Genomic DNA, 21148 nt, shown 5'->3' with positions numbered 1-21148 from the left:
ATGTAATACCGATCAATGCATTGGCTTTCAATGAGATTGGTATTGTAAATTTTAGTAAGGGGGTTGTGAAATTTGTTTTCATTTCAGGTCATTTTTATTTTGCTGGTTTGTTTTGCATGTGAAACTCCAATGTAGCTCCATCCATAATATCACTATGTTCTATAAACGGTTTATCTATTTGTTTGCCATTTAAATATACAGCTTTGACATAAACTTTGTCTTCTCCTTGGTTTTTGGTGATTATTTTGAATGTTTTCCCATTTGGCAGTGGTATGGAGGCTGATTTTACAAGCGGGCTGCCGATAGCATATTGTGTTGAGCCTGGTGCTACGGGATAGAATCCCAAGGCACTGAAAATGTACCAAGCGCTCATTTGTCCAAAGTCATCATTGCCACCCAGTCCATCCGGACTGTTTTGATACATGGTTTTTAGGATGTTTCTTATTTTGTCATGGGCTTTATATGGTTGTTTTGTCCAATTGTAGAGGTAAACTACATGGTGCGAAGGTTCATTTCCATGGACATAATTTCCTATGATTCCCTCTTTTGTAATATCTTCCGTTTGCTCAAAATATTTTTCGGGCAGTTCCATACTGAACAATGAATCGAGCCTATTTACAAAAGATTTCTCTCCCCCCATTAATCCTATAAGCGCCTCAGGATCATGTGGGACATATAAGCTATAGTTCCATGAATTCCCTTCTATAAATCCCTGTCCATGTGTGTCAAGAGCATCAAATGGCTCTTTCCAAGTTCCATCTGATAGTTTGGGACGCATGAATCCGGATTTGCTGTCAAAGACGTGAGTGTAACCTTTTGATCGTTTTCTATATTGGGAAGCAATGGATTCTTGGCCTAGGTAATTGGCCATTTGAGATATAGCCCAATCGTCATACGCATATTCCAAGGTTTTGGAAACGGACGAGCCACTCTTGTCTTCAGGGACATATCCAAGGTCGATATAATCTCCAATACCATCGAAATAAGTTGTGTTTGAGGTTTTTATGCTTGCCTCAAGTGCATGTTGGTGATCGAATCCTTTTACCCCCTTTACCATGGCATCAGCGATGACTGACACAGCATGATAACCGATCATACACCAATTTTCATTGGCATAGTGAGACCAAATAGGCAACATTCCGTGGACACTCTGGTCAGCATGTGCCAGCATCGAGTTAATCATGTCTGCATTGCGCTCTTGCTGTACAATATTGAAAAGAGGATGAAGCGCCCTGTAGGTGTCCCAAAGTGAGAAGCTTGTATAATTGGTAAAATGCTCAGCTTGATGAACATTTTGGTCTAGCCCTCTGTAGGTGCCATCTGCATCCATGTAGACTGTAGGACCCAAAAAAGCATGGTACATACTGGTGTAAAAATTAACCATGTCATCTGGATCGACCATATACACTTTGATCTTGCTTAATTCCCGTTCCCATAATTGCTGCCCTTCATTCTTTACTTGATCAAAATCCCAATGTGGAATTTCTTGCTCCATGTTTGCAAGTGCACCTGCTGTGCTGACAGGGGAGATGGACATCTTTGCTATCAAGGGGGCCTCACCATCTTCAAAATCAAAATCAAAGAACGCACGGATTTCTTTTCCAGCTATTTCCGGAAAGTTATTTGATTGATCAAATCTTCCCCAAAAACCTTTGTACACTTGTTTTTCATCATACTTTTCATTTCCGTATGATTTGAACGGCTTACTGAATTTGAGGGCAAAGTATACGGTTCTGGTTCTTGCCCATCCATGAGTCTGTCTGTAACCGGTCACCAAACTGTCATTCTCTATTCGAAGAAAAGTCCAAACATTCTTTCCTTCATATGGATAAAGACCTGCAGTCAGGTCCAGTATTACGTGGCCTTGATTGGTTTCAGGAAAAGTATATCTGTGCATGCCGACTCTGGTACTACTGGTCAATTCGGCCTTTATATCATAATCAGTAAGTTCAACTTGATAATAGGCAGGCTCAGCAGATTCTTTGTCGTGTGAAAACCTCGACCTATAGCCTTTGTCAGGCTCAGAAGCAGTGCCGGGGTTCAACCTAAGTTCCCCAACAGTAGGCATCATCAAAAAATCCCCCAAGTCAGAATGCCCCGTGCCACTGAAATGTGTATGGCTAAAACCGACGATTGTTGGGTCATCATATTGATATCCTGCGCAATACCTATATACTTCTGGATTGTATTTGTTTTGGAAAGCATATGGTATTGTATCAGTATCAGGGCTTAATTGGACACTTCCAAAAGGTACAGTAGCCCCTGGATATGTATGTCCCATTTTGGCAGTACCTATAAATGGATCTACATAATGAATCAAAGACTCTTTTGACTGTTGGGCCTGTAAGCTAAATGTCAATAAAAAGATGCAGAATATTATACAACTCTTTTTCATATGTTTTTATTTATTGATGGTATATATCCGTAAAAACCAAAATAAACTATATAAAGGTAGCAAATTAATGGTACTATAAATCCCAATTGGATACTTCCAAATATATCTGCAACCAAACCTTGTAAGGGCGTGATAATAGCGCCACCTACGATTGCCATCACCAATAATGATGATGCCTGTGAAGTGTATTCCGCCAAACCTTTGACCGCCAAAGAAAAGATAGTCGGAAACATAATGGAATTGAATATTCCAATAGCTACTACCGACCATAATGCAAGATGCCCCTGTAAGAAAATACCACTCAGCAAGAGTAAAATGGTCACTGTAGCAAACATCCATAAGGTCCGCTGGGGGATAAATTTACCTAATAATATTACAGCTATATTGGTCATGATGATCAATGATCCATAGCCAGCTATTTCTGATCCATAGGTAAGCCATAAGGCTAGGAGGGCGACAAATCCACTTGCCAAGATAAGAGCCAAACGTTGCAAATTACTTCTGAACGATCCCAAGGCAATAGCTCCAAAAAACCTACCGACCATTGCCCCACCCCAAAACAAAGCCAAGTAATGACTGGCTGATGCTTCATCCAAACCAGCAATATTATCTTGCTGAGCAAAATTAATTAGATTGCTACCAATAGAGACTTCAGCTCCTACATAGGCGAAAATTGCTATGATTCCAGATCTCAAATGGTTGAATTTCATAGCGCCTTTTTGTTGAAGCAGCTTTTGATTTGTAGCGATCTCTGGGAGCCTTGCAAACCAACATACCAAAGCCAAGATGAAAAGTGTCAGTGCTAGTCCGAGGTAAGGAAGTTTGACAAGATCTATTGCTAGACCATTTTCAGAAACTCCCCTAAAAATCAGAAAACCTCCAAGAATTGGAGCAATGGTAGTTCCCAAAGAATTAAATGCTTGTGTCATGTTTAACCTGCTACTGGCACCATCGGGCTTACCCAAGATGGTGACGTAAGGATTGGCGGCTATTTGAAGTAAGGTAATACCAGAGGCCAAAATGAATAATGCAAATAAAAAGAAGGAATAGGAGACCAAACTTGCAGCTGGATAAAACAACAAGCATCCGATTCCTGCTATTGCAAGTCCGATGATAATCCCTTTCTTGTACCCAATCTGCCTGATTGGATCTCCATATTTGATTGAAATGATATAATAGAGTAAAGAAATAAAGAAATAAGCACCAAAAAATGCTGTTTGTACAAGCATTGCCTGCCAGTTTTTCAAAGTGAAAACTTGCTGGAAATGGGGTATTAATATGTCATTCATGCATGTGATAATTCCCCACATGAAAAACAAGACAGTAACCAAAAATAATGGCCCTGAATTAGAATGTCCGGATGCTGAGGGAATAGTATTGTCTTTGCTGTGTTGCAAGGGTATTATGGCCATATGGATAAATTGTACTATTTGTTGTTAATCATTTTTTAATTCTTTGGATTCTTTTGAAATGATACCATTATACACTGCTCCAATCAAAAGTGCTTCTTCTCCCAAATCGCTGACCCAAGTGTCCAAATGAACACCATTCTGGCTTAACCCTTGCTCCAATTTGGGTAAGAAAAGATTTGATGACTTGCTTATATTTCCCCCCAAAACCAATGAATCAAATTCAGAATCTCCAATCCATCCGGTAAGAAACTCACAGAGATTATCGGCAAATTCCTCAAATATATCAATGCAAACCTGCTGGTCTTTAACTTCCAAAAGGGCTTTTACATGGTCTACCTTTCCCCCGGTAATCTGATTGAATCTTTCAATAAACCATCTTGTCGAAAAGAAGTGTTCTGCTTTAAAACCCCTGAATGACTCCTGCCACAAAGCAATATCACGGGTCAGTCCATTTTTATGTTCAGCAGCACCTAAGCCAGTACCAAGAGTCAGTGCGATGATTGATTTGCCAGATTTGGCTTTTCCTGCATAAATCTCCCCTGAAAGAAAACTTACTGCATCATTTACAAAAACAATATTTTCGGAATTCAATGCTAAGCGCTTCGCTAGATATTGCTTTATGTTCATTCCATATAAAGAAAGGTATTTGCCTTGATCTTGAATCAACGACACACCTATTTGATAATCAAAAGGTCCCGGCATAGCCAAGGCGATTTGATCGATTTGGGAGTATTTGACTAATTGTACATGGATAGCTTCAGACCAGAGATCAAGGATGTTTTCTGCATTGGATTTGGAATCGATTGGCAAACGGTAAATACTATCTGAAACTAAGCAGTTTAATTTGGGGTTTATCACACCCGTAGTGATATGGGAGCCGCCTATATCGGCTCCCAATATTAAATTATCAATCATTTACTTTTCTGTACTTAACTGTTTATACTATATGAATATCCGCTTTCACACCAGTACCCATATTTAATTAGGTACAAACTTTGAATTCAGCTGCTGTCGACTGTCTACTGTCATCCGTCGACGATTATCCGCTTGATCCAATTGTTTTATTTACCTTCTGGTGTAATTGCGGATAATCATATTATATTTTATGAATATCCGCTTTCACACCAGTAGCCATATTTAATTAGGTACAAACTTTGAATTCAGCTGCTGTCGACTGTCATCCGTCGACGATTATCCGCTTGATCTTGTTTTATTTACCTTCTGGTGTAATTGCGGATAATCATATTATTTTTGGGTTGAAAGAGAGAATGGTAAATCCTCTTGTTTTATCCCTCGATTTTTGTTAGGCTCGTCACCCATTTCAAATTCTATTTTTAATCCTTTCATCAAATCACCATGCTTGATGTAGTTTTTTGTGGAGGTTTTACCGTTTAGTTTCAGTGTTTGTACATAGCGATTTTTCTTGTTGTTGTTGGCAGCTTGGATCGAAACTGTCTTTCCATTTTCCAATTCCAACTCGACCTTTTCAAAGAGAGGACTTCCTATGATGTATTCATCAGTAGCAGGACTTACTGGATAAAATCCCAATGCCGAAAAGACATACCAAGCCGAAGTCTGGCCATTGTCTTCGTCGCCACAATATCCATCTGGTGTAGGGAGATACATTTTATCCATTGTTTCCCTAACCCAATACTGTGCTTTCCATGGTTCATTTGCATAATTGTAGAGATAAATCATATGTTGGATAGGTTGGTTGCCGTGGGCATATTGACCCATATCCGCTACTTGCATTTCCCTGATTTCATGGATGACTCCTCTGTAATAGCTTTCATCAAATATTGGAGGCAAGGTAAATACAGTATCCAATTGCTTCACAAACTCTTGTTTGCCACCCATCAAATCGATCAAACCTTGGATGTCATGAAAAACAGACCATGTGTAATGCCAGCTGTTGCCTTCTGTGAAAGCATCCCCCCATTTGAATGGATTAAAAGGACTCATGAATTCACCGTTTTCTAGTTTTCCTCGCATCAAATTCGTCTCAGGATCAAAAAGCTTCCTGTAATTTTGACTTCTTTTCTTATACAATTCAACCTCTTCTTTTGGCTTGTTCAGTGCCTTACCCAATTGATAGATTGTGAAATCGTTATAAGCATATTCCAAAGTTCTGGCAGCATTTTCTTTGATGTTCACATCATATGGGACATAACCCAAATCATTGTAGTAAGATACACCAGCTCTACCTACAGCGGTCAATGGTCCTTCATTGTTTGCCCCATGAATCAAAGCTTCATACAAAGTTTCTATATCATAATCAACCTGGTTTTGGGCATTCAATTTCAGATATGCATCAGCGACAACTGATGCTGAATTGTTGCCAATCATCACATTCCTCAGTCCTGGGCTTGCCCATTCAGGTAGCCATCCACTTTCTTTGTATGCATTTACCAGACCCTCTTGCATTTTTGCGCTCAAGCTTGGATACATCACATTCAGAAATGGAAAAAGTGAACGAAAAGTATCCCAAAATCCAGTATCTGTAAACATGTATCCAGGCAAAACCTCACCATTGTATGGACTGTAATGCATTACCTTTTCATCCTCATCTATCTCATAAAATTTTCTTGGGAAAAGTAATGTTCTATATAGATTGGAGTAAAAGGTCCTAAATTGATCTGGTGTACCACCATTTACTTTTACCCTTCCGAGTTCTTTATTCCATATTTCTTTTCCTTCTTCTTTGACTTGTTCAAAACCTTTTTCACCAATTTCCCGAAGGTTGATCTCAGCTTGTTCAAAACTTATAAATGAAGATGCTACTTTGGCATGTACCTGTTCGCCCTTATTTGTCTTGAAACCTACCACTGCACCGACATGATTGGCTCCAATTTCCAAATCATCCGCCAGTTCACCAGAAGAGAAGGTTTGCTTGAATGAAAAATCTTTGTCATAGACAATCACAAAATAGTTTTTGAAATTTTCAGGAACACCACCACTGTTCTTGGTGGTGTAGCCTATTATTTTTCTTTCTTCAGGGATGATTTTTACATAAGATCCTTTATCAAAAGCATCTACAACAATGTATGCACTGTCTGTTTTGGGAAATGTAAACCTAAAGCTTGCAGCCCTTTCTGTCGGAGTAAGCTCTGTCGTAACATCATAATCGGCAAGATAAACGCTGTAATAATAAGGCTTAACTTTCTCGGCTTTATGCGAAAACCAGCTCGCTCTCTCAGTCTCGTCAATTTTTAATTGTCCTGTTACTGGCATGATGGAAAACTGTCCATAATCATTCATCCAAGGGGAGGGTTGATGTGTTTGCTTGAATCCCCTGATTTTATCAGCATTGTAAGTGTATGCCCAGCCGTTGCCCATTTCACCCGTTTGGGGAGTCCAAAAATTCATTCCCCAAGGCAAAGCTATTGCAGGGTAAACATTGCCATTGGAAAAACTAGGTTTGGAATCTGTTCCAATAAGCGGATTGACCCAGTCCACCGGATCTTGCTCTTCAACATGGAAATCCTGCGCATTGACTTGCGTAGAGATAATGGCAATGCACCAAAGAAAAGATAAATATCCTTTGATGTTTTTTGGAGTTTTAAATTTCATTTTAAGAATATTGATAGTGTGATTTTTTATTTGTCATCTCCTTAATCCATGATGTCTTTTGTTTGAAAGAGGATGGATCATATTGGGATTTAGCTTGTCTTATATGAAGCTAAATCCCAATATTAATTTACCATTCCGGATTTTGGGTAAGGTTTGAGTTGTTGTCAATTTCTCTTTGAGGAATTGCAAATAGGAGGTATTTTTCACTTAGTGTAGGCCCATATGTGAAGGAATGACCAACAAAATTCTCAAATGTCCCAGTGGCTAGATTCATCACCATCCTTCTTCTGATCATATCGTACCAAGTTTTATTCTCAAAGGCGAGTTCGTGGAAACGTTCTTTCCAAATGGCTTCCCTGGTTAGGTTTCCAGCGGTATATAATTCCAAATTTGCACGTTCTCTAATTACATTGACAGCATCCAATACTTCTGATGTTGCTCCATATGCTTCAAATCCCGCTTCTGCAAAAGTCAATAGCACTTCTGCATACCTGATAAAGATAAAGCCTAACTCACTTTGGGCGGTATTCAATACAGCTTCTTCATCAAAATATTTGTATATATAATGTCCTCCAAATGACACTTCTTGGCTTGGATTATTGATGCTAGGGTAGGAGGTATAGTAAAATCCTCTTTCCGCAATCCTTAAATCTTCGGGCTCATGTGAATTTATAAATGCCGGGGTCGGGAACATGACACCAAATTCATCGGAAAACTGGGAAATGTTTCTATTGCGTGGAAGAAGCCAAGCAGTCATCCCACTGGTTGCAAAACCAATAAGATATTGATTCTTGAAAATAATCTCTCCACTAAGCTGTACACTTGGATCGTGCAGGTCATCGTAGGTGTCAAATAACCTATAAGTTCCTTGGTCAATTACTTCCTTGGCTTTTTCGGCAGCAAGGGTATAATAGTTGTCACCTGCCTGAAGTGGATATCCAGCCATAGTCAAGTAAACTTGTGCCAATAAAGATTTGATAGCTCCCTGACTGATTCTACCGTTGGTGGTGCTGGCTGGGATGCTACTTTCTTCTGCAATCTGTAGGTCAGAAACTATCAGTTCATAGATGGATTCCTGCGAAGATCTGCTAGGGTACAGGAGTTCTGAATCTGCATCAATCGGGACAGTAATAAAAGGAATGTCTCCAAAAAGCCTTACCAAATTGAAATAATTGAAAGCCCTGAAAAAATGAGCTTCGGCAATTAAATTTTGCTGCGTATTTTCATTCATAAGAATATCTGGGATTCTTTCAATTGCCAAATTTGCATTGGCAATTGCCCTGTAGGACTGTTCCCACCAAACATTGAAATAATTGTTTTCCGTATTGGTGGTCAGGTTGCGTAAAGTGTTGTTGAATTGGCTTTGACCCACTTCAGTATTGACTAATCCAGTTGGGAATTCCAAACTCATGAATGGACTTTCTCCGTAAGTTCCGGCACCATTGGAAATAAAGCGCAAGCTGCTATATAGGTGGTTTATTGCCGCTTCGGCATGTTCTGGCGTCTGGAAATAATTTTCCTGTGTATAATTAGATTCATTTCTCTCTTCCAAAAAGTCCATACATGAACTAGATAGAAGTAAACCCGAAAACAGAAGTATGTTTTTCAAGTTAATATATATCGATTTTTTCATTTGATTTCAAGTTTGAAGTGTTTTTAAAATGACATGTTGATTCCCAGCGTGTATGTTCGTGGTTTTGGGTAATCGTAAAAAGTGATACCCTGCGCAAAAGCATCTCCATAGGTAGATACTTCTGGATCAAAGCCTGTATATTCAGTCAAAAGGAAAAAATTCTGGACTGATGCATATAGCCGAAGCTGCTTGATACGAAGCCTTTCCAACAAGTCAGGTGAGAAATTGTATCCCAATAAGATGTTTCGTCCTCTGATAAATGAACCATCTTCCACCATTCTTGAATCAATGTTTGATTGGAAATAGGAACTTGAAGGTCTGTTTTGGGCAACCATTGTCTCTTGGTTTTCAGGAGTCCAGCCTTCCAAAACAGTAGCGAAACTGTTGGCTTGACCGGTTCTGTCTTCAGCAGCATGTTTGGATAGATTCAAAATATCATTGCCATAACTGAATTGGATGTCAAGTGTCAGGTCAAAGTTCTTGTATTGAAATGTGTTAAACAATGCACCAAACCCTTTTGGAATACCATTTCCTAAGATTTCCCGGTCACTGTTGTTGATCTGTCCATCTCCATTTACATCTCTATATTTAACATCACCAGGAAGCATTCCGTATATGGCTGCTTCGTCAGCCTCGTCAGTTCCCCATGTTCCTTCTCTCACCAATCCATAGAAAGAACCCACTGGTTGACCTACTCGAAGGATATTTGTGTTGGAAAGAAAGAATGGACTTGGGAAAATGTCATCATTGGCAGCACCCAAAGCCAATACTTTGTTTCGATTTGTGGAAATGTTGAATGTGGTAGTCCAGCTGAAATTGCTCGTTTCTACATTTACCGTATTGATGCCAAATTCAAACCCTTGGTTTTCTATACTTCCGATATTTGTATAAATGCTTGCAAAGCCACTACTTGTAGGAACTGGAGCGCTCAAGAGCATATCTGTCGTCTTCTTGTAGTAGTAATCGACTTCCAAGAGGATCCGATTGTTAAACATTCCGAATTCTACCCCAACATCAAACTGGGCAGTTTTTTCCCATTTCAAATTTGGATTGGGTAAGGTTCCCAAACCAACTCCAGGTGCTCTTTGCCCTCCAATAATGGCAGTAGAATTCCCCATGCTTGCCAAAGATTGGTACACCCCAATTTCAGAGTTTCCTGTAACACCATAACTGCTTCGCAACTTCAAATCAGATACTGCAGTCACTTGCTCCATAAAGTCTTCATCTGATACTCTCCAAGCAAAGGCTGCTGATGGAAAAAATGCAAACTTATTTCCTGTTCCAAATTTGGATGATCCATCCAGTCTTCCTGTTAGCGTGAAGAGATACTTTCCTGCTAAGTTATAATTGAATCTCCCAAAATATGAATTCATTGCCCATTTGTACCTGTTGGATTCAGGTGTAAGAGGATCGGATCCTAGGCCCAGATTGTTGTACTGGTAAAAGTCATCAGTAAATCCCCTTGATCCTGCTCTGCTGGTAAAGTAGTCAAACTGCTGCCAACTTATCCCTACCAAGCCACTGATGGCATGCATTTCGTTTAATTCCTTTTCGTAGTTTAGGTAGTTTTCAAATTGCCAGTAATTACTTCTTGTGTTTCGAACCCAAGCTTCACCATTGAAGTCAGCACTTAATTGCCTCAAGTCTTTACCCGAATACCAGTTCTCTTGAAAATTGTTCACATTGACACCTATATTACTTCGCAACTGCAGGTTTTCATTGAACTTGACCGTACTGTGTACATCACCTAAGATAGTTTGGGTGTTGTGAATATTTTGCCTGTTTTGAAGTAAGTTGACAGGGTTTTCTCCACCCTCCATGTTGGGATAATCTATGTTGCTTCCGAAAGTTCCGTCGGCATACTGGACAGGTATGATGGGAAGGGTTTCGATCATCATCCTCAATGGACTCAATCCCCCAACTGAGCCATCGACCCTGTTTTCTTCCACATGGTTGAAGGTCAGACTACCACCAACATCCAACCATTCCTTTACTTTACCATCCATGACAAATCTCCCAGAGTATCTTTTTAGAAAAGATTCTTTAATGATCCCTTGTTCATCCGCAAAGTTCAAAAATATTCCATATGAATTATCCTCATTGCCTCCTGTTAGGGACAAGTTGTGGTTTTGACTAAATGCACGACGTGTCGCTTCATCTTGCCAATCAGTATTGTACAGGGGGTTTCCATTGGCATCAAACAAGTCGGGATTGTTCCTGTAAGTCATTGGATCAGTGTATCTGCCAGACGCCCAACCATCAGGATCATATTTTTGCGCATTGTTGTAGGAATTTTGTTCTACTTGCAGAAATTGCTCTGAGTCCAATACATCTATTTTATTGGCGATTTCTCCCATACTATAGAAGCTGTTGTAGCTGATTTGGCCACCATCTTTGCTTCCTCTTTTGGTGGTCACTATGATCACCCCGTTTGCACCTCTGGCACCGTAAATGGCTGTAGCTGAAGCATCCTTTAGGATTTCCATCGATGCTATGTCATTAGGGTTTAGATAATTAATGGGGCCAGCTCCAATTACACCGTCTACTACATACAATGGGCTGTTGCTCGCATTCACTGAGTTGTTACCCCTGATTCTAACGTTCGTCTGTCCTCCAGGTCTTCCCGAATTACTCGAAACATTTACCCCAGGAGCCCGACCTGCCAATGCCTGTTCGACGTTTGTGACCGGTCTTTCTTGAAGGTTGGATGAGCTTACCGATGATACGGCCCCAGTAAGATCTGATTTTCTTTGGGAACCATATCCGATCACTACAATTTCCTCCAGAGCTTGTTCATCGCCCTGCATCTGGATGTCCAAAGTAGTCTGATCACCAACTGCTCTTTCTACCTGTTTCATTCCCATGAAACTGTACACAAGGATCGCAGAAGTTGAATTGACAGTGATCTGGTAATTTCCATCAATATCAGTCACTGTTCCGTTTTGTGTTCCTTTTTCCATGATGGTTGCACCCGGGATTACTTCTCCCAAATCATCGGTGATCACACCTTTGACAATTATTGTTTGGTCTTGAAATCCCAGAGTGACACCCGAATTTATCAAGTTCAGGGAAAAGGCTAAAGCCAGTATCAGGCTCGATTGGTTGGTAGAAATAAATTTCTTCAAGAGAAATTTCAATTTTTGAATGTTTAAGTGGGTTGTTTTCATTGGTTTTGGGTTGTGGTAAATAAAATTTACATAGTATATTAATTGAATGTGCTTCTTTAAGAATAAAGAAGTTGATCAAAGCTAAATCCTTTTAGCTATAAATGAAAGCAATATATGTTTTTTTTGATTTATTATTTAAAAATGAAAGGGGTACAAATATTGTCTAATACAAAAAATATAATTGAGGCTTATGCCTATAGGAAAAGTTTTAATAATACATTTTTATGTACTATTTTATTGTTGAAGATCTGATTTTTACGGAGACTGGAAGCTCAATTTTTACTGGTGTCCTTTTTTCTAATTTTGTTTTCAAATGTTTAAACATCAGGTCAATAAGCTTCATTGCGATTTCAGATTTTGGCTGTACTATACTGGAGATAGAAGGTGTACTGAATTGAAAGAAATCATTGTCATCAAATGCCATTACTGCCAAATCATTTGGGATTTCTACACCTTTGTTTTTAAGAAGTTTAATCCCACGAATTGCCAAGTAATTTGTAGCGAAAAATACAGCATCCAAATCAGGGTTAGCATTTAAAAATGATTCAACCAGTTCATTTTCGACATCTGATTTAAGTAGATCAAATGGTAGTTTTAAGATGCATTTTGGCATGTTTTGTTTTTCACAAATATCTTCGTAAGCCTGACGCCTATCATGCATCTGTGATTGGTCTGAATCTATGGTTATAAAACCTATTTTTTTGAATCCACTGTCAATTAAGTGCAGCAACCCAAGTTTGGTTCCTTCATAATTAGCGATGACTACGTGGCTACAATCAATTTCCGGAATATACCTGTCAAACAAAATAATAGGAGCCTCCTCTTCGCAGAGTTCTTTCATAAAATCGATGTCAAGTCCATTTGGAGGTGTAATTATGTATCCATCAACTTGCAGATTATTGAAGAGGTTAATCAGTGATACCGTCTTTTCAGGATCATTATTGGTACTGCAATAAATAATCTTATAAGCTAGTTTTGAGGCTTCGTCTTCTATCAATTTGGCGATAGTGGCAAAAAATGGATTGGAAATATCTTCTACCATAAAGACAATGATGTTGGATTTTCCTGTCCTTAGACTTTTAGCCAATTGGTTGGGTTGATACCCTATTTTTTTAATATGACTCTTAACTTTATCAATCAATGCTTGACTTATTCTATTTTCTTTAGCTTTCCCATTTAGCACAAAAGAGATAGTCGTTGCAGAAATCCCAAGATCATTTGCAATTTGCTTGATTGAGTGTTTTTTCTTTGCCATAATTTTTTGTCAGCCTCAAATTTAACACTTTAATTAAAATTATCCGCAATGGCATTAAGTCCACCTCTTCACGCTATCTATTTAGCTTTAGTTGTTCCTCTTTGAAATTATTATAAAATGTAGCAACCTCATCCGGACTGGTAATACTATTTTCATCGATAAGGTCAACCAACTGAGGGCAATCCGCAAAGTAATCTGACAAAAACTTCCTTTTTAAGCCAAATACACCTTGGGTAGCTCGTACCATTATCGTTTCATCCCTTTTTAAGAAAAAAGGTACAGACTGGATTTGTAAATCGTCATCAAGAAAGTATTCTAAATAAATGCTTAAATATCCTTCTGACTGCAATTCAAAAACCTTATGTTTTTTTCCTGAGTGAATGCTATAAGCTTCTTTCAAAAGCGCATTGTTTCTTTTTACCCGCCAACTTACAAACTTACGATCGCCCATAGAAAACCCTGAGATTTTACTTGGGCGATATTTTTTAGATAGGCTTTTATCATTTGGCTTTATCCTTATTTTATCCAATAACTGATCTCTAAACCCATGTTTGATATTTGCAACATTACCATAGATGGTTTTGCCATTTTTCAAGGTAACGGAGCCTTGTTTGTAGTTGAATTTTTTATTGGTAGTTTGAGCGCTTACTTGATTGAAGTAAAATACCAAAGTCAAAACCAAATAAGTTAAGTATAAATACCCTTTTTTCGGTTTGGGTTTCCTTTGCATAAAGTTTTCATTTACAAATGAGGTGATATAGAATGTCCATCTTAATCCTAGAGGAAAAAAATTCCTGCTGTTAGGAATTCATCCTTCCAAAAGAAGATATAGCTGCAGGAAATATATAGCATCTATTTTGATATCCAAGATAAACTCCAGCACTAAAAAAATCAACTGACAACAATATATTTTATGAGTATCCGCAATGTTGCACGTTGGCTCAGAAGAGGCACTATGTGTTGCGGATTCTCGTCAACAGACAACTGTCAACTGTCAATAGAACCTCAAATCATTTATCAAACATTCTATTGATTGGCTACGTGCAATCAAGCGGATAGACATAATATATTTATTGATGTCAGTTTTAAAATTCCCCAAGATCACTTTCCGAAATAAATTGCAAATGGAATGACGTAGCATTTTTTTAAGATTATTAGAATTGGGATGCGAGTAGGAAGTAGAGTGGCATACCTAAGGTAATGTTGATTGGAAAAGTAATCGCAAGTGCCATCGGTAAAAATAGACCGAGATTTGCCTGCGGTACTGTCATCTTCATTGCTGCTGGGACAGCAATATAGGAAGCACTAGCTGATAATACTGCCAGCATAAACCTGTTTGAAACATCATCCGTAACCATCGAGCTCAGTAGAGCTACCACAGCTCCGTTTGCCAATGGAATGATAATCGCAAATACCAAGGGAAACCAACCATAGGAGAAGAAGGAACCAAGTTTTCTTCCACTTACTATTCCCATGTCCAAAAGAAAAATAGCTAGAAAACCTTTGAAAATATCATTGGTAAAAGGTTTGATTCCTTCTGCCTGGGCATCAGAGGCCAAAAAACCAACCAATAAACTCCCCAAAATCAAAAACACACTTCCATTTGTCAAAGAATGTTTGAAAACGACTCTTTTTTTGACCTTTTCTGATTTCGTTTTATTCTCGCTGAATGTGGAAATCAATAACAACCCGATTACGATGGCAGGAGCTTCCATCAATGCCATGATTGCTACCATGTGGCCATGCAAAACCATTTCCTGAATCTCTAGATAACTCACGGCCGTCACGAAAGTAACAGCGCTGATGGATCCATATGCTGCAGCCACTGCCCCAGCATCATAAATACTGAGTTTTCTCCGTAGAATAAAAAAAGTATAGATTGGAATAAAAGATGCTACTGCCAATGCGAAAATTATAGACCAAAGTATCTCCAAGTTTAAAGTCTCATGTGCCAATTCCTGACCGCCTTTGAATCCAATCGCGAACAGAAGATATAGGCTAATGAATTTGGAAGAATTTGGAGGGATTTCCAGGTCACTTTTTACCAATACAGCAAGTAGACCCAATACAAAAAAAAGCAGTGCAGGATTGGTCAGGTTTTCAACAAGTAGGCTGAAATTCATTGTTTTAAGGCTTACGGTTTTGAGTATTATTTATATAAGCTTATCGCTTTCTGATCCTTTAGCACTTTGCAATTCAATGTTTGCATTAATAAGAAAAGTCCTACCTTTGACTTCTTCCTGATCCAAAAATTCACTGGTTTTTTTTATTTCCCTCTTTAGAGTCCTGATCCTTTCCTCAGAATGGAGATCCTTGATACCATACTTGATACTTGAATTGAAGCTTTTTCTTACATGAAAATTTATCTTATCATTGAATAATTGATCCATTATCTCCTTAGCTTCACTTGAGCTGAATGCTCCTTCTATAAGTTTGAAATCCATCTTTTTCTTCATTTTAGATTTTGTTTGATTTCTCAGTCATTTTTATTTTTTGCTGGACAAATTTGTGGCAATATTTTCATTAATTTTTATTTAACTTTATTATTGAAATCATAAATAATTATTATGAATTATACACTTCATCAACTTCTTGTATTCAAAAAAGTAGTTGAAACAGGTTCGATCACCAAAGCTGCAGAACAACTTCACCTAACTCAACCGGCAGTTTCGATCCAACTAAAAAATTTTCAGGATCAGTTTGATATACCCCTTACCGAAGTGTTGGGAAGGAAAGTTCAGATTACAGAGTTTGGTTTTGAGATCGCAGAACTGGCAAAGAATATTCTTAACCAAGTTCAGGAAATTGACAGTAAAACAATGGCCTTTAAAGGTGAGCTTATCGGAAGGTTGAAAATTGCCGTCGTTTCCACAGGTAAATACGTTATGCCATATTTTTTGGCGGATTTTATGAGACTACACAAATCCATTGAACTGAATATGGATGTGACAAACAAAAGCAAAGTAGTGGAAAGTCTTGAAAAAAATGAGGTTGATTTTGCTTTGCTTTCGATTTTGCCTAAAGATCTCAACTTGGAATATCTTGACCTTTTGGATAACGAACTTTACCTAGTAGGGAATGCCTCTTCAAAAATAGGGCAGAAGAACATTCCAGAGCAAGTGATAAATGAAATGCCTTTGATTTTTCGTGAAGCTGGATCAGGGACAAGATATGCAATGGAAAGGTTTATAGAAGGAAATAAAATAAAAATCCAAAAGAAAATGGAATTGACCTCCAATGAGGCCGTGAAACAGGCAGTGCTTGCGGGTCTAGGTTATTCAATCATGCCAAAAATTGGAATAAAAAATGAACTCCATTTAAAGCAGTTGAAAATAATTCCGGTCAAGGGGCTTCCAATTACGACAAAATGGAAATTGGTTTGGCTAAAGGGAAAGAAACATATGCCACTTCCCAAAAATTATCTGGATTTTTTGATCAAAGAGAAAGAGACTATTAGCCAAAGTTTTTTTTCGGATTTGATATAGGGTTTATTGGTTGGAGACTAGCAGCTTTACCTAGACTCCATGCTTTTCCTTCTCTAGTAAAAGCTGAAGTATCATTTTGGTTGTCTGCAGGTAAGAAAGCAGATAATCATGTTTTTAAACTTTAGAGCTTCTAAGTAATTTATCAGATGTTATTTTTTTTAGAGGTGATTAACTTTCATCGATTTTACTTTTGTTTATTAAATGCAAAGGCATGGGACAAAGTAACCCCAAAAGCATTTGCAGAATAAGTAGCATTTGAATTATCTGAATACTGCATTAAAGTGTAGGAAAGTGCTACCCATTTATAGCCAAATTCGAATACTGGGCCTAAATTGGAGCTAAGATCAAAGCTTGTTCCAACTCCCCCTGCATTGAATTTGATGGCTTGATGTTGAGAGATACCGACACCAAACCTCCATGTGTCATTGATCACATAGTTGCCAGTGAGCACTAGCGGAATTCTTGTTAGCCTTATGTTGGCATTTTCAGCAGGTGTTGTAAGATACTTGAAGCCAATAAGTCCCCGAAACCTAAGCTGCTCAAATTTAGGTACCTTGTATTCAAGACCGACTGAGATTGTGCCCCCCTGTCCTGCGTTCATTTCAATAACATCCCCATTAGTGAATGAAACAGAAGCTACTGGTTCACCACCAAATTCAAGGGCTCCAGATAGAAGAAAACCCAGGTTACTTTTTTCTTTGTTTTGCTGACCAAAAGCACTTTGGAGAGTAAAGATTAATGCAATTGTTAGTAGCTGTCTAAGCATAAATTATCTAAGAGTTTGAGGGTTATAAATTCACGAAATCTAAGTAAAAAACACATGATTTTTCATGTTGTGATTTAATTTATTTTTGAGATTTATATATGTTAAAATGAGATTTTTATGATCTAATTTTTTCAATCGAGAAGAAAAAATAATATGACTATCCGCTTGTGTACAAGTACGTTTATTAAAACATATAAATCATGCTGATAATCGTCAACAGACGACAGTTTATGGTCAACTGCTGATGGATTTGAACTGAATACACTATTTTAAGTGGCTACTTGTAAGTTGATGGATTGATTTTCGATAATTTCTTTGGATGAATATGAAGTATTGAGGCTATATCCACCTCTATATCCTGTACGAAGGGATGTTTTTTGTATTCTCTTTAAAATAAAATCTAGCCTGTCCTGTTTTCGAAAATGCAGATTTACCAGCCCACGTATGGTGGAGCTTTTACCCCAGCTATTCTAAGGTAGATAATGCATTGGCCACGATGATGGACTTGATGGTCTCTCAATAAGTAGAAAATGTTTTCTTTACTCATTTCTACATTTCGAAATTCAATGGCTGCATTTCGGTCATTTTCTGAAATTTCCGCAATCAGTTTTCCAACATAAGCATTTGCATTTGTAAGGATGTCGAGGATCTGACTCTTGCTTAACTCTTCTGACTTGGATCGATCATAAAAAGTTATGGTATTGCCGGAAACAAGCTTTGTGAGGAAGCTTATATTGTCAACTATGTGGAGCATTTGGCCACCAAACGTCATAGCTTCTGCCTCGGGTTTGAAGTTGTAATTTTCCTCAGGCATAGCTTTGGCCACTTCTAGCGTATATTCAATCGCTCTCTCCCAGACGTGAGGGTATTGGGATTCGAAATAATTTTGTGCCATAATTGGGAAATAACAAAATGACATCAATAGAAGGCAGATCGTGTTTTTCATTAGTTCTTTGGAGTCGTTGGTGTTGCAGAGTGATTTTGTTCAAAGTTAGGAATCCCAAAGTGGAATTTGAGGTTTTGAAATAAATAATGTTCTTTCATTCCTTCATTTTTCATTTCATTTTATGCCCAACGATTTCCAATCAGGTGGTGTAGTGTTCAATAGGTTTTTGACAAAGAAGTCTCTTCTCAAGCGCTCTCCATATTCACCCCCAGAACTGTGTCCCATGCCTGGAAACATCATAAATTCAAATTCCTTGTTGTGCTTCACAAGTTGATCAACCAGCTGATAGGTAGATGCCGGATCAACATTGTCATCGATTTCCCCAACCATCAAGAGAAGCTTTCCTTCTAGGTTTTTGGCATTGCTGACATTGGAGCATGCTTCGTAATGATCACCTGTTGGAAGTCCCATCCATTGTTCGTTCCACCAAATCTTGTCCATTCTGTTGTCATGACAGCCGCAGGAAGATACAGCGACTTTATAGAACTCTGGAAAAAACAGCAAAGCTCCCGTGGAATTCTGACCACCTGCTGAGGTTCCAAAGATCCCAACACGCTCCAAATCCATGTATGATCTGTCCTTTTGTGCTGCTTGCAACCAAAGGATTCTGTCGGGAAAGCCAGCATCTTTTAGATTTTTCCACGCTACATCGTGAAAATGCTTCGACCTGTTGGAAGTTCCCATCCCATCGATCTGAACTACTATAAATCCAAGTTCAGCAAGCTCATTGAGACCATAGTAGTTTGGATTGAATGACTTGGGAACATGCGAACTGTGAGGACCTGCATATATGTATTCTATTACAGGGTATTTTTTGGAAGGATCAAAATTGCTTGGTTTGATAATCAAGCCCCAAATATCTGTCTTGCCGTCACGCCCTTTGGCAGCAAATATCTCTGGTGCTTTCCAGCCGGCTTTCTCCAATTGTTCTACATTTGCCTCTTCCAAATTGGATATTATCTCCCCATTTCTAGTATCCTTAATTACAGTGATAGGGGCAAGGTCTTGCCTAGAGTATTTATCTACAAAATATTTTTTATCCTCAGAAAGTGTGATTTCATGGTTGGCATCCTCCTTGGTTAGAGCTACAAGATCTTTTCCATCCAGACCTATACGATAAAGATGGGTATGATAAGGGTCTTCTCCTTTATTTTTCCCGCTGGCGGTAAAGTAGATCAAGCTCTTATCTTCATCTACATGTAATACATCCCGTACTACCCATCCGCCTTTTGTGATTTGGTTGATTACTTTGCCACTTTTGGAGTCTATAAGGTATAGGTGTCTCCAGCCGTCTCTTTCCGAAGCCCAGATTATCTGATTTTTTTCGTCTAAATCTTTCCTGAAATTCTTCCCACTATAATCAATAAATGTATCGCTTAACTCTTCAATCAATGGCCTCACTTTTCCATTCTTGGCATCCATCTCAAAAACAGTATATCGTTGATGACCTCTTTCGTTGTATTCCCATGTGATTGCATTACTTTCTTTATTCCATTTCAATCGTGAAAGTGCATATTGCTTGTTCATTTGACTGATGTCAGCCAAGAATAAATTGCCCGTTTCCACATCAATAACTACAGGCGTACGGATGGGCAATGCATCCCCAGGTTTCAAATAATCCCGTTCGAAAACCTTTGGCTGAAATTGATCTTCGGGTGCTGATGCTATCAAAGTCAATTTCCTAACCTCGCTGGGACGAAATTTAAACAATGCTATTTTCTTGCTGTCTGAAGACCAGTGGATCGATGAGGAATAATATTCTCCAGGCATTCCATCGAAGGTCAATTGTTTGACTTTTCCAGATGATATATCCCTTACAAATACATTGTAATCTCTAATAAATGCCTCATTGGACTTGTCTTCGGATTTTGTAGCTCTTTCTCCCAACTCATTGTTCCTGCTTCCCCAATAGCTGTTATTACCACTTATTATTCTTGTTTTTTCTAGTTTTTCGGAATTTTCATTCCATTTCCAAATAGTATTGTTGTGTCGAAACTCAAAGCTTCCATCTTTGATAATGATGTCAGAAATCTGCAAGTTTCCCTTATTGATTTCGGTCTTGGCCGAGTCTGAAAGTGATTTAAAAAAAGTAGCTGAAGTAAATAAAGGTTTCTTCTCTTTCTTGTCGATATCAAATGCAAAATATCCTTTTCCATTTTCAGATTGTATTGAATAGGTCAAAAGATTTTTGTTTTGCCATACAATCTGTGTAGGTGAAAAATATACTTTATCCTTGATATTCTCTTTAAGTTCTTGGGCTCTTTGATAATCCACTAATTCCCCTTGTGCAGAACTGATACTTGGCAATAATAATTTGATGATGAAAAGGCAGATAATTAAAGAGTGGTTTTTCATTATAGAAATTTTTGTTGGGGTTTAATTTTATATGCCATATGCTATACACGTAAAATTACTTGATTTTTAACTTGTATATTTCTCTAATCATAGCCAAAATTGATACTATATTATCAATGTTTCCATTTCAAATTTCTGCTAAATGCGTCTTATTTTAGACCTTG

General features: G+C 38.2%; 14 protein-coding genes. 1 reads left to right on the top strand and 13 read right to left on the bottom strand.

Annotation, left to right across the window (positions count from 1 at the left end; translation table 11 throughout):
* Positions 1-94 precede the first annotated feature (94 nt).
* The 10 genes from MM236_RS00690 to MM236_RS00645 all read right to left on the bottom strand — a co-directional run bounded on the left by MM236_RS00690 (position 95) and on the right by MM236_RS00645 (position 15888).
* On the bottom strand, positions 95-2395 hold the full coding sequence (locus tag MM236_RS00690) for a GH92 family glycosyl hydrolase (RefSeq protein ID WP_241272997.1): 2301 nt from the start codon (positions 2393-2395) through the stop codon (positions 95-97).
* The gene (locus MM236_RS00685) at positions 2392-3807 is read right to left on the bottom strand and encodes a sugar MFS transporter (RefSeq protein ID WP_241272996.1); all 1416 of its coding nucleotides are present in this window, start codon (positions 3805-3807) and stop codon (positions 2392-2394) included. Before MM236_RS00685 ends, MM236_RS00690 begins: the two co-directional genes overlap by 4 nt.
* Before the next feature lie 24 nt (positions 3808-3831).
* Complete coding sequence (locus tag MM236_RS00680; RefSeq protein WP_241272995.1) at positions 3832-4722, bottom strand: ROK family protein; 891 nt, start codon at positions 4720-4722, stop codon at positions 3832-3834.
* A 330-nt stretch (positions 4723-5052) separates the two neighbouring features.
* On the bottom strand, positions 5053-7377 hold the full coding sequence (locus MM236_RS00675; RefSeq protein ID WP_241272994.1) for a GH92 family glycosyl hydrolase: 2325 nt from the start codon (positions 7375-7377) through the stop codon (positions 5053-5055).
* Positions 7378-7504: 127 nt separating this feature from the next.
* Positions 7505-9010, bottom strand: coding sequence for a RagB/SusD family nutrient uptake outer membrane protein (locus tag MM236_RS00670; protein WP_241272993.1), 1506 nt, complete (start codon positions 9008-9010; stop codon positions 7505-7507).
* A gap of 23 nt (positions 9011-9033) precedes the next feature.
* On the bottom strand, positions 9034-12177 hold the full coding sequence (locus MM236_RS00665) for a SusC/RagA family TonB-linked outer membrane protein (RefSeq protein WP_241272992.1): 3144 nt from the start codon (positions 12175-12177) through the stop codon (positions 9034-9036).
* A gap of 229 nt (positions 12178-12406) precedes the next feature.
* On the bottom strand, positions 12407-13432 hold the full coding sequence (locus tag MM236_RS00660) for a LacI family DNA-binding transcriptional regulator (protein ID WP_241272991.1): 1026 nt from the start codon (positions 13430-13432) through the stop codon (positions 12407-12409).
* A 73-nt stretch (positions 13433-13505) separates the two neighbouring features.
* Positions 13506-14162 (bottom strand): hypothetical protein, encoded by a 657-nt coding sequence (locus MM236_RS00655; protein ID WP_241272990.1) that lies wholly within the window; start codon positions 14160-14162, stop codon positions 13506-13508.
* A 424-nt stretch (positions 14163-14586) separates the two neighbouring features.
* Positions 14587-15555 carry a sodium-dependent bicarbonate transport family permease gene (locus MM236_RS00650; RefSeq protein WP_241272989.1) on the bottom strand — a complete coding sequence of 323 codons (969 nt, stop codon included), beginning with the start codon at positions 15553-15555 and terminating at the stop codon, positions 14587-14589.
* Positions 15556-15585: 30 nt separating this feature from the next.
* On the bottom strand, positions 15586-15888 hold the full coding sequence (locus MM236_RS00645; RefSeq protein ID WP_241272988.1) for a hypothetical protein: 303 nt from the start codon (positions 15886-15888) through the stop codon (positions 15586-15588).
* Positions 15889-15999: 111 nt separating this feature from the next.
* On the opposite strand from MM236_RS00645, the gene MM236_RS00640 reads away from it, so the two are divergent.
* Complete coding sequence (locus MM236_RS00640) at positions 16000-16917, top strand: LysR family transcriptional regulator (RefSeq protein ID WP_241272987.1); 918 nt, start codon at positions 16000-16002, stop codon at positions 16915-16917.
* A 184-nt stretch (positions 16918-17101) separates the two neighbouring features.
* On the opposite strand, the gene MM236_RS00635 is transcribed toward MM236_RS00640, so the two are convergent.
* The 3 genes from MM236_RS00635 to MM236_RS00625 all read right to left on the bottom strand — a co-directional run bounded on the left by MM236_RS00635 (position 17102) and on the right by MM236_RS00625 (position 20984).
* Positions 17102-17683 (bottom strand): hypothetical protein, encoded by a 582-nt coding sequence (locus MM236_RS00635; protein ID WP_241272986.1) that lies wholly within the window; start codon positions 17681-17683, stop codon positions 17102-17104.
* Between the two features lie 430 nt (positions 17684-18113).
* Positions 18114-18578 (bottom strand): DinB family protein, encoded by a 465-nt coding sequence (locus MM236_RS00630; protein WP_241272985.1) that lies wholly within the window; start codon positions 18576-18578, stop codon positions 18114-18116.
* Positions 18579-18743: 165 nt separating this feature from the next.
* Positions 18744-20984 (bottom strand): S9 family peptidase, encoded by a 2241-nt coding sequence (locus MM236_RS00625; RefSeq protein WP_241272984.1) that lies wholly within the window; start codon positions 20982-20984, stop codon positions 18744-18746.
* Positions 20985-21148: the final 164 nt, after the last annotated feature.

The organism is Belliella calami (assembly GCF_022549695.1).
In the GTDB taxonomy this organism is placed as follows: Bacteria; Bacteroidota; Bacteroidia; order Cytophagales; family Cyclobacteriaceae; genus Belliella; species Belliella calami.
This window is presented reverse-complemented; position numbering and strand designations above follow the sequence as displayed.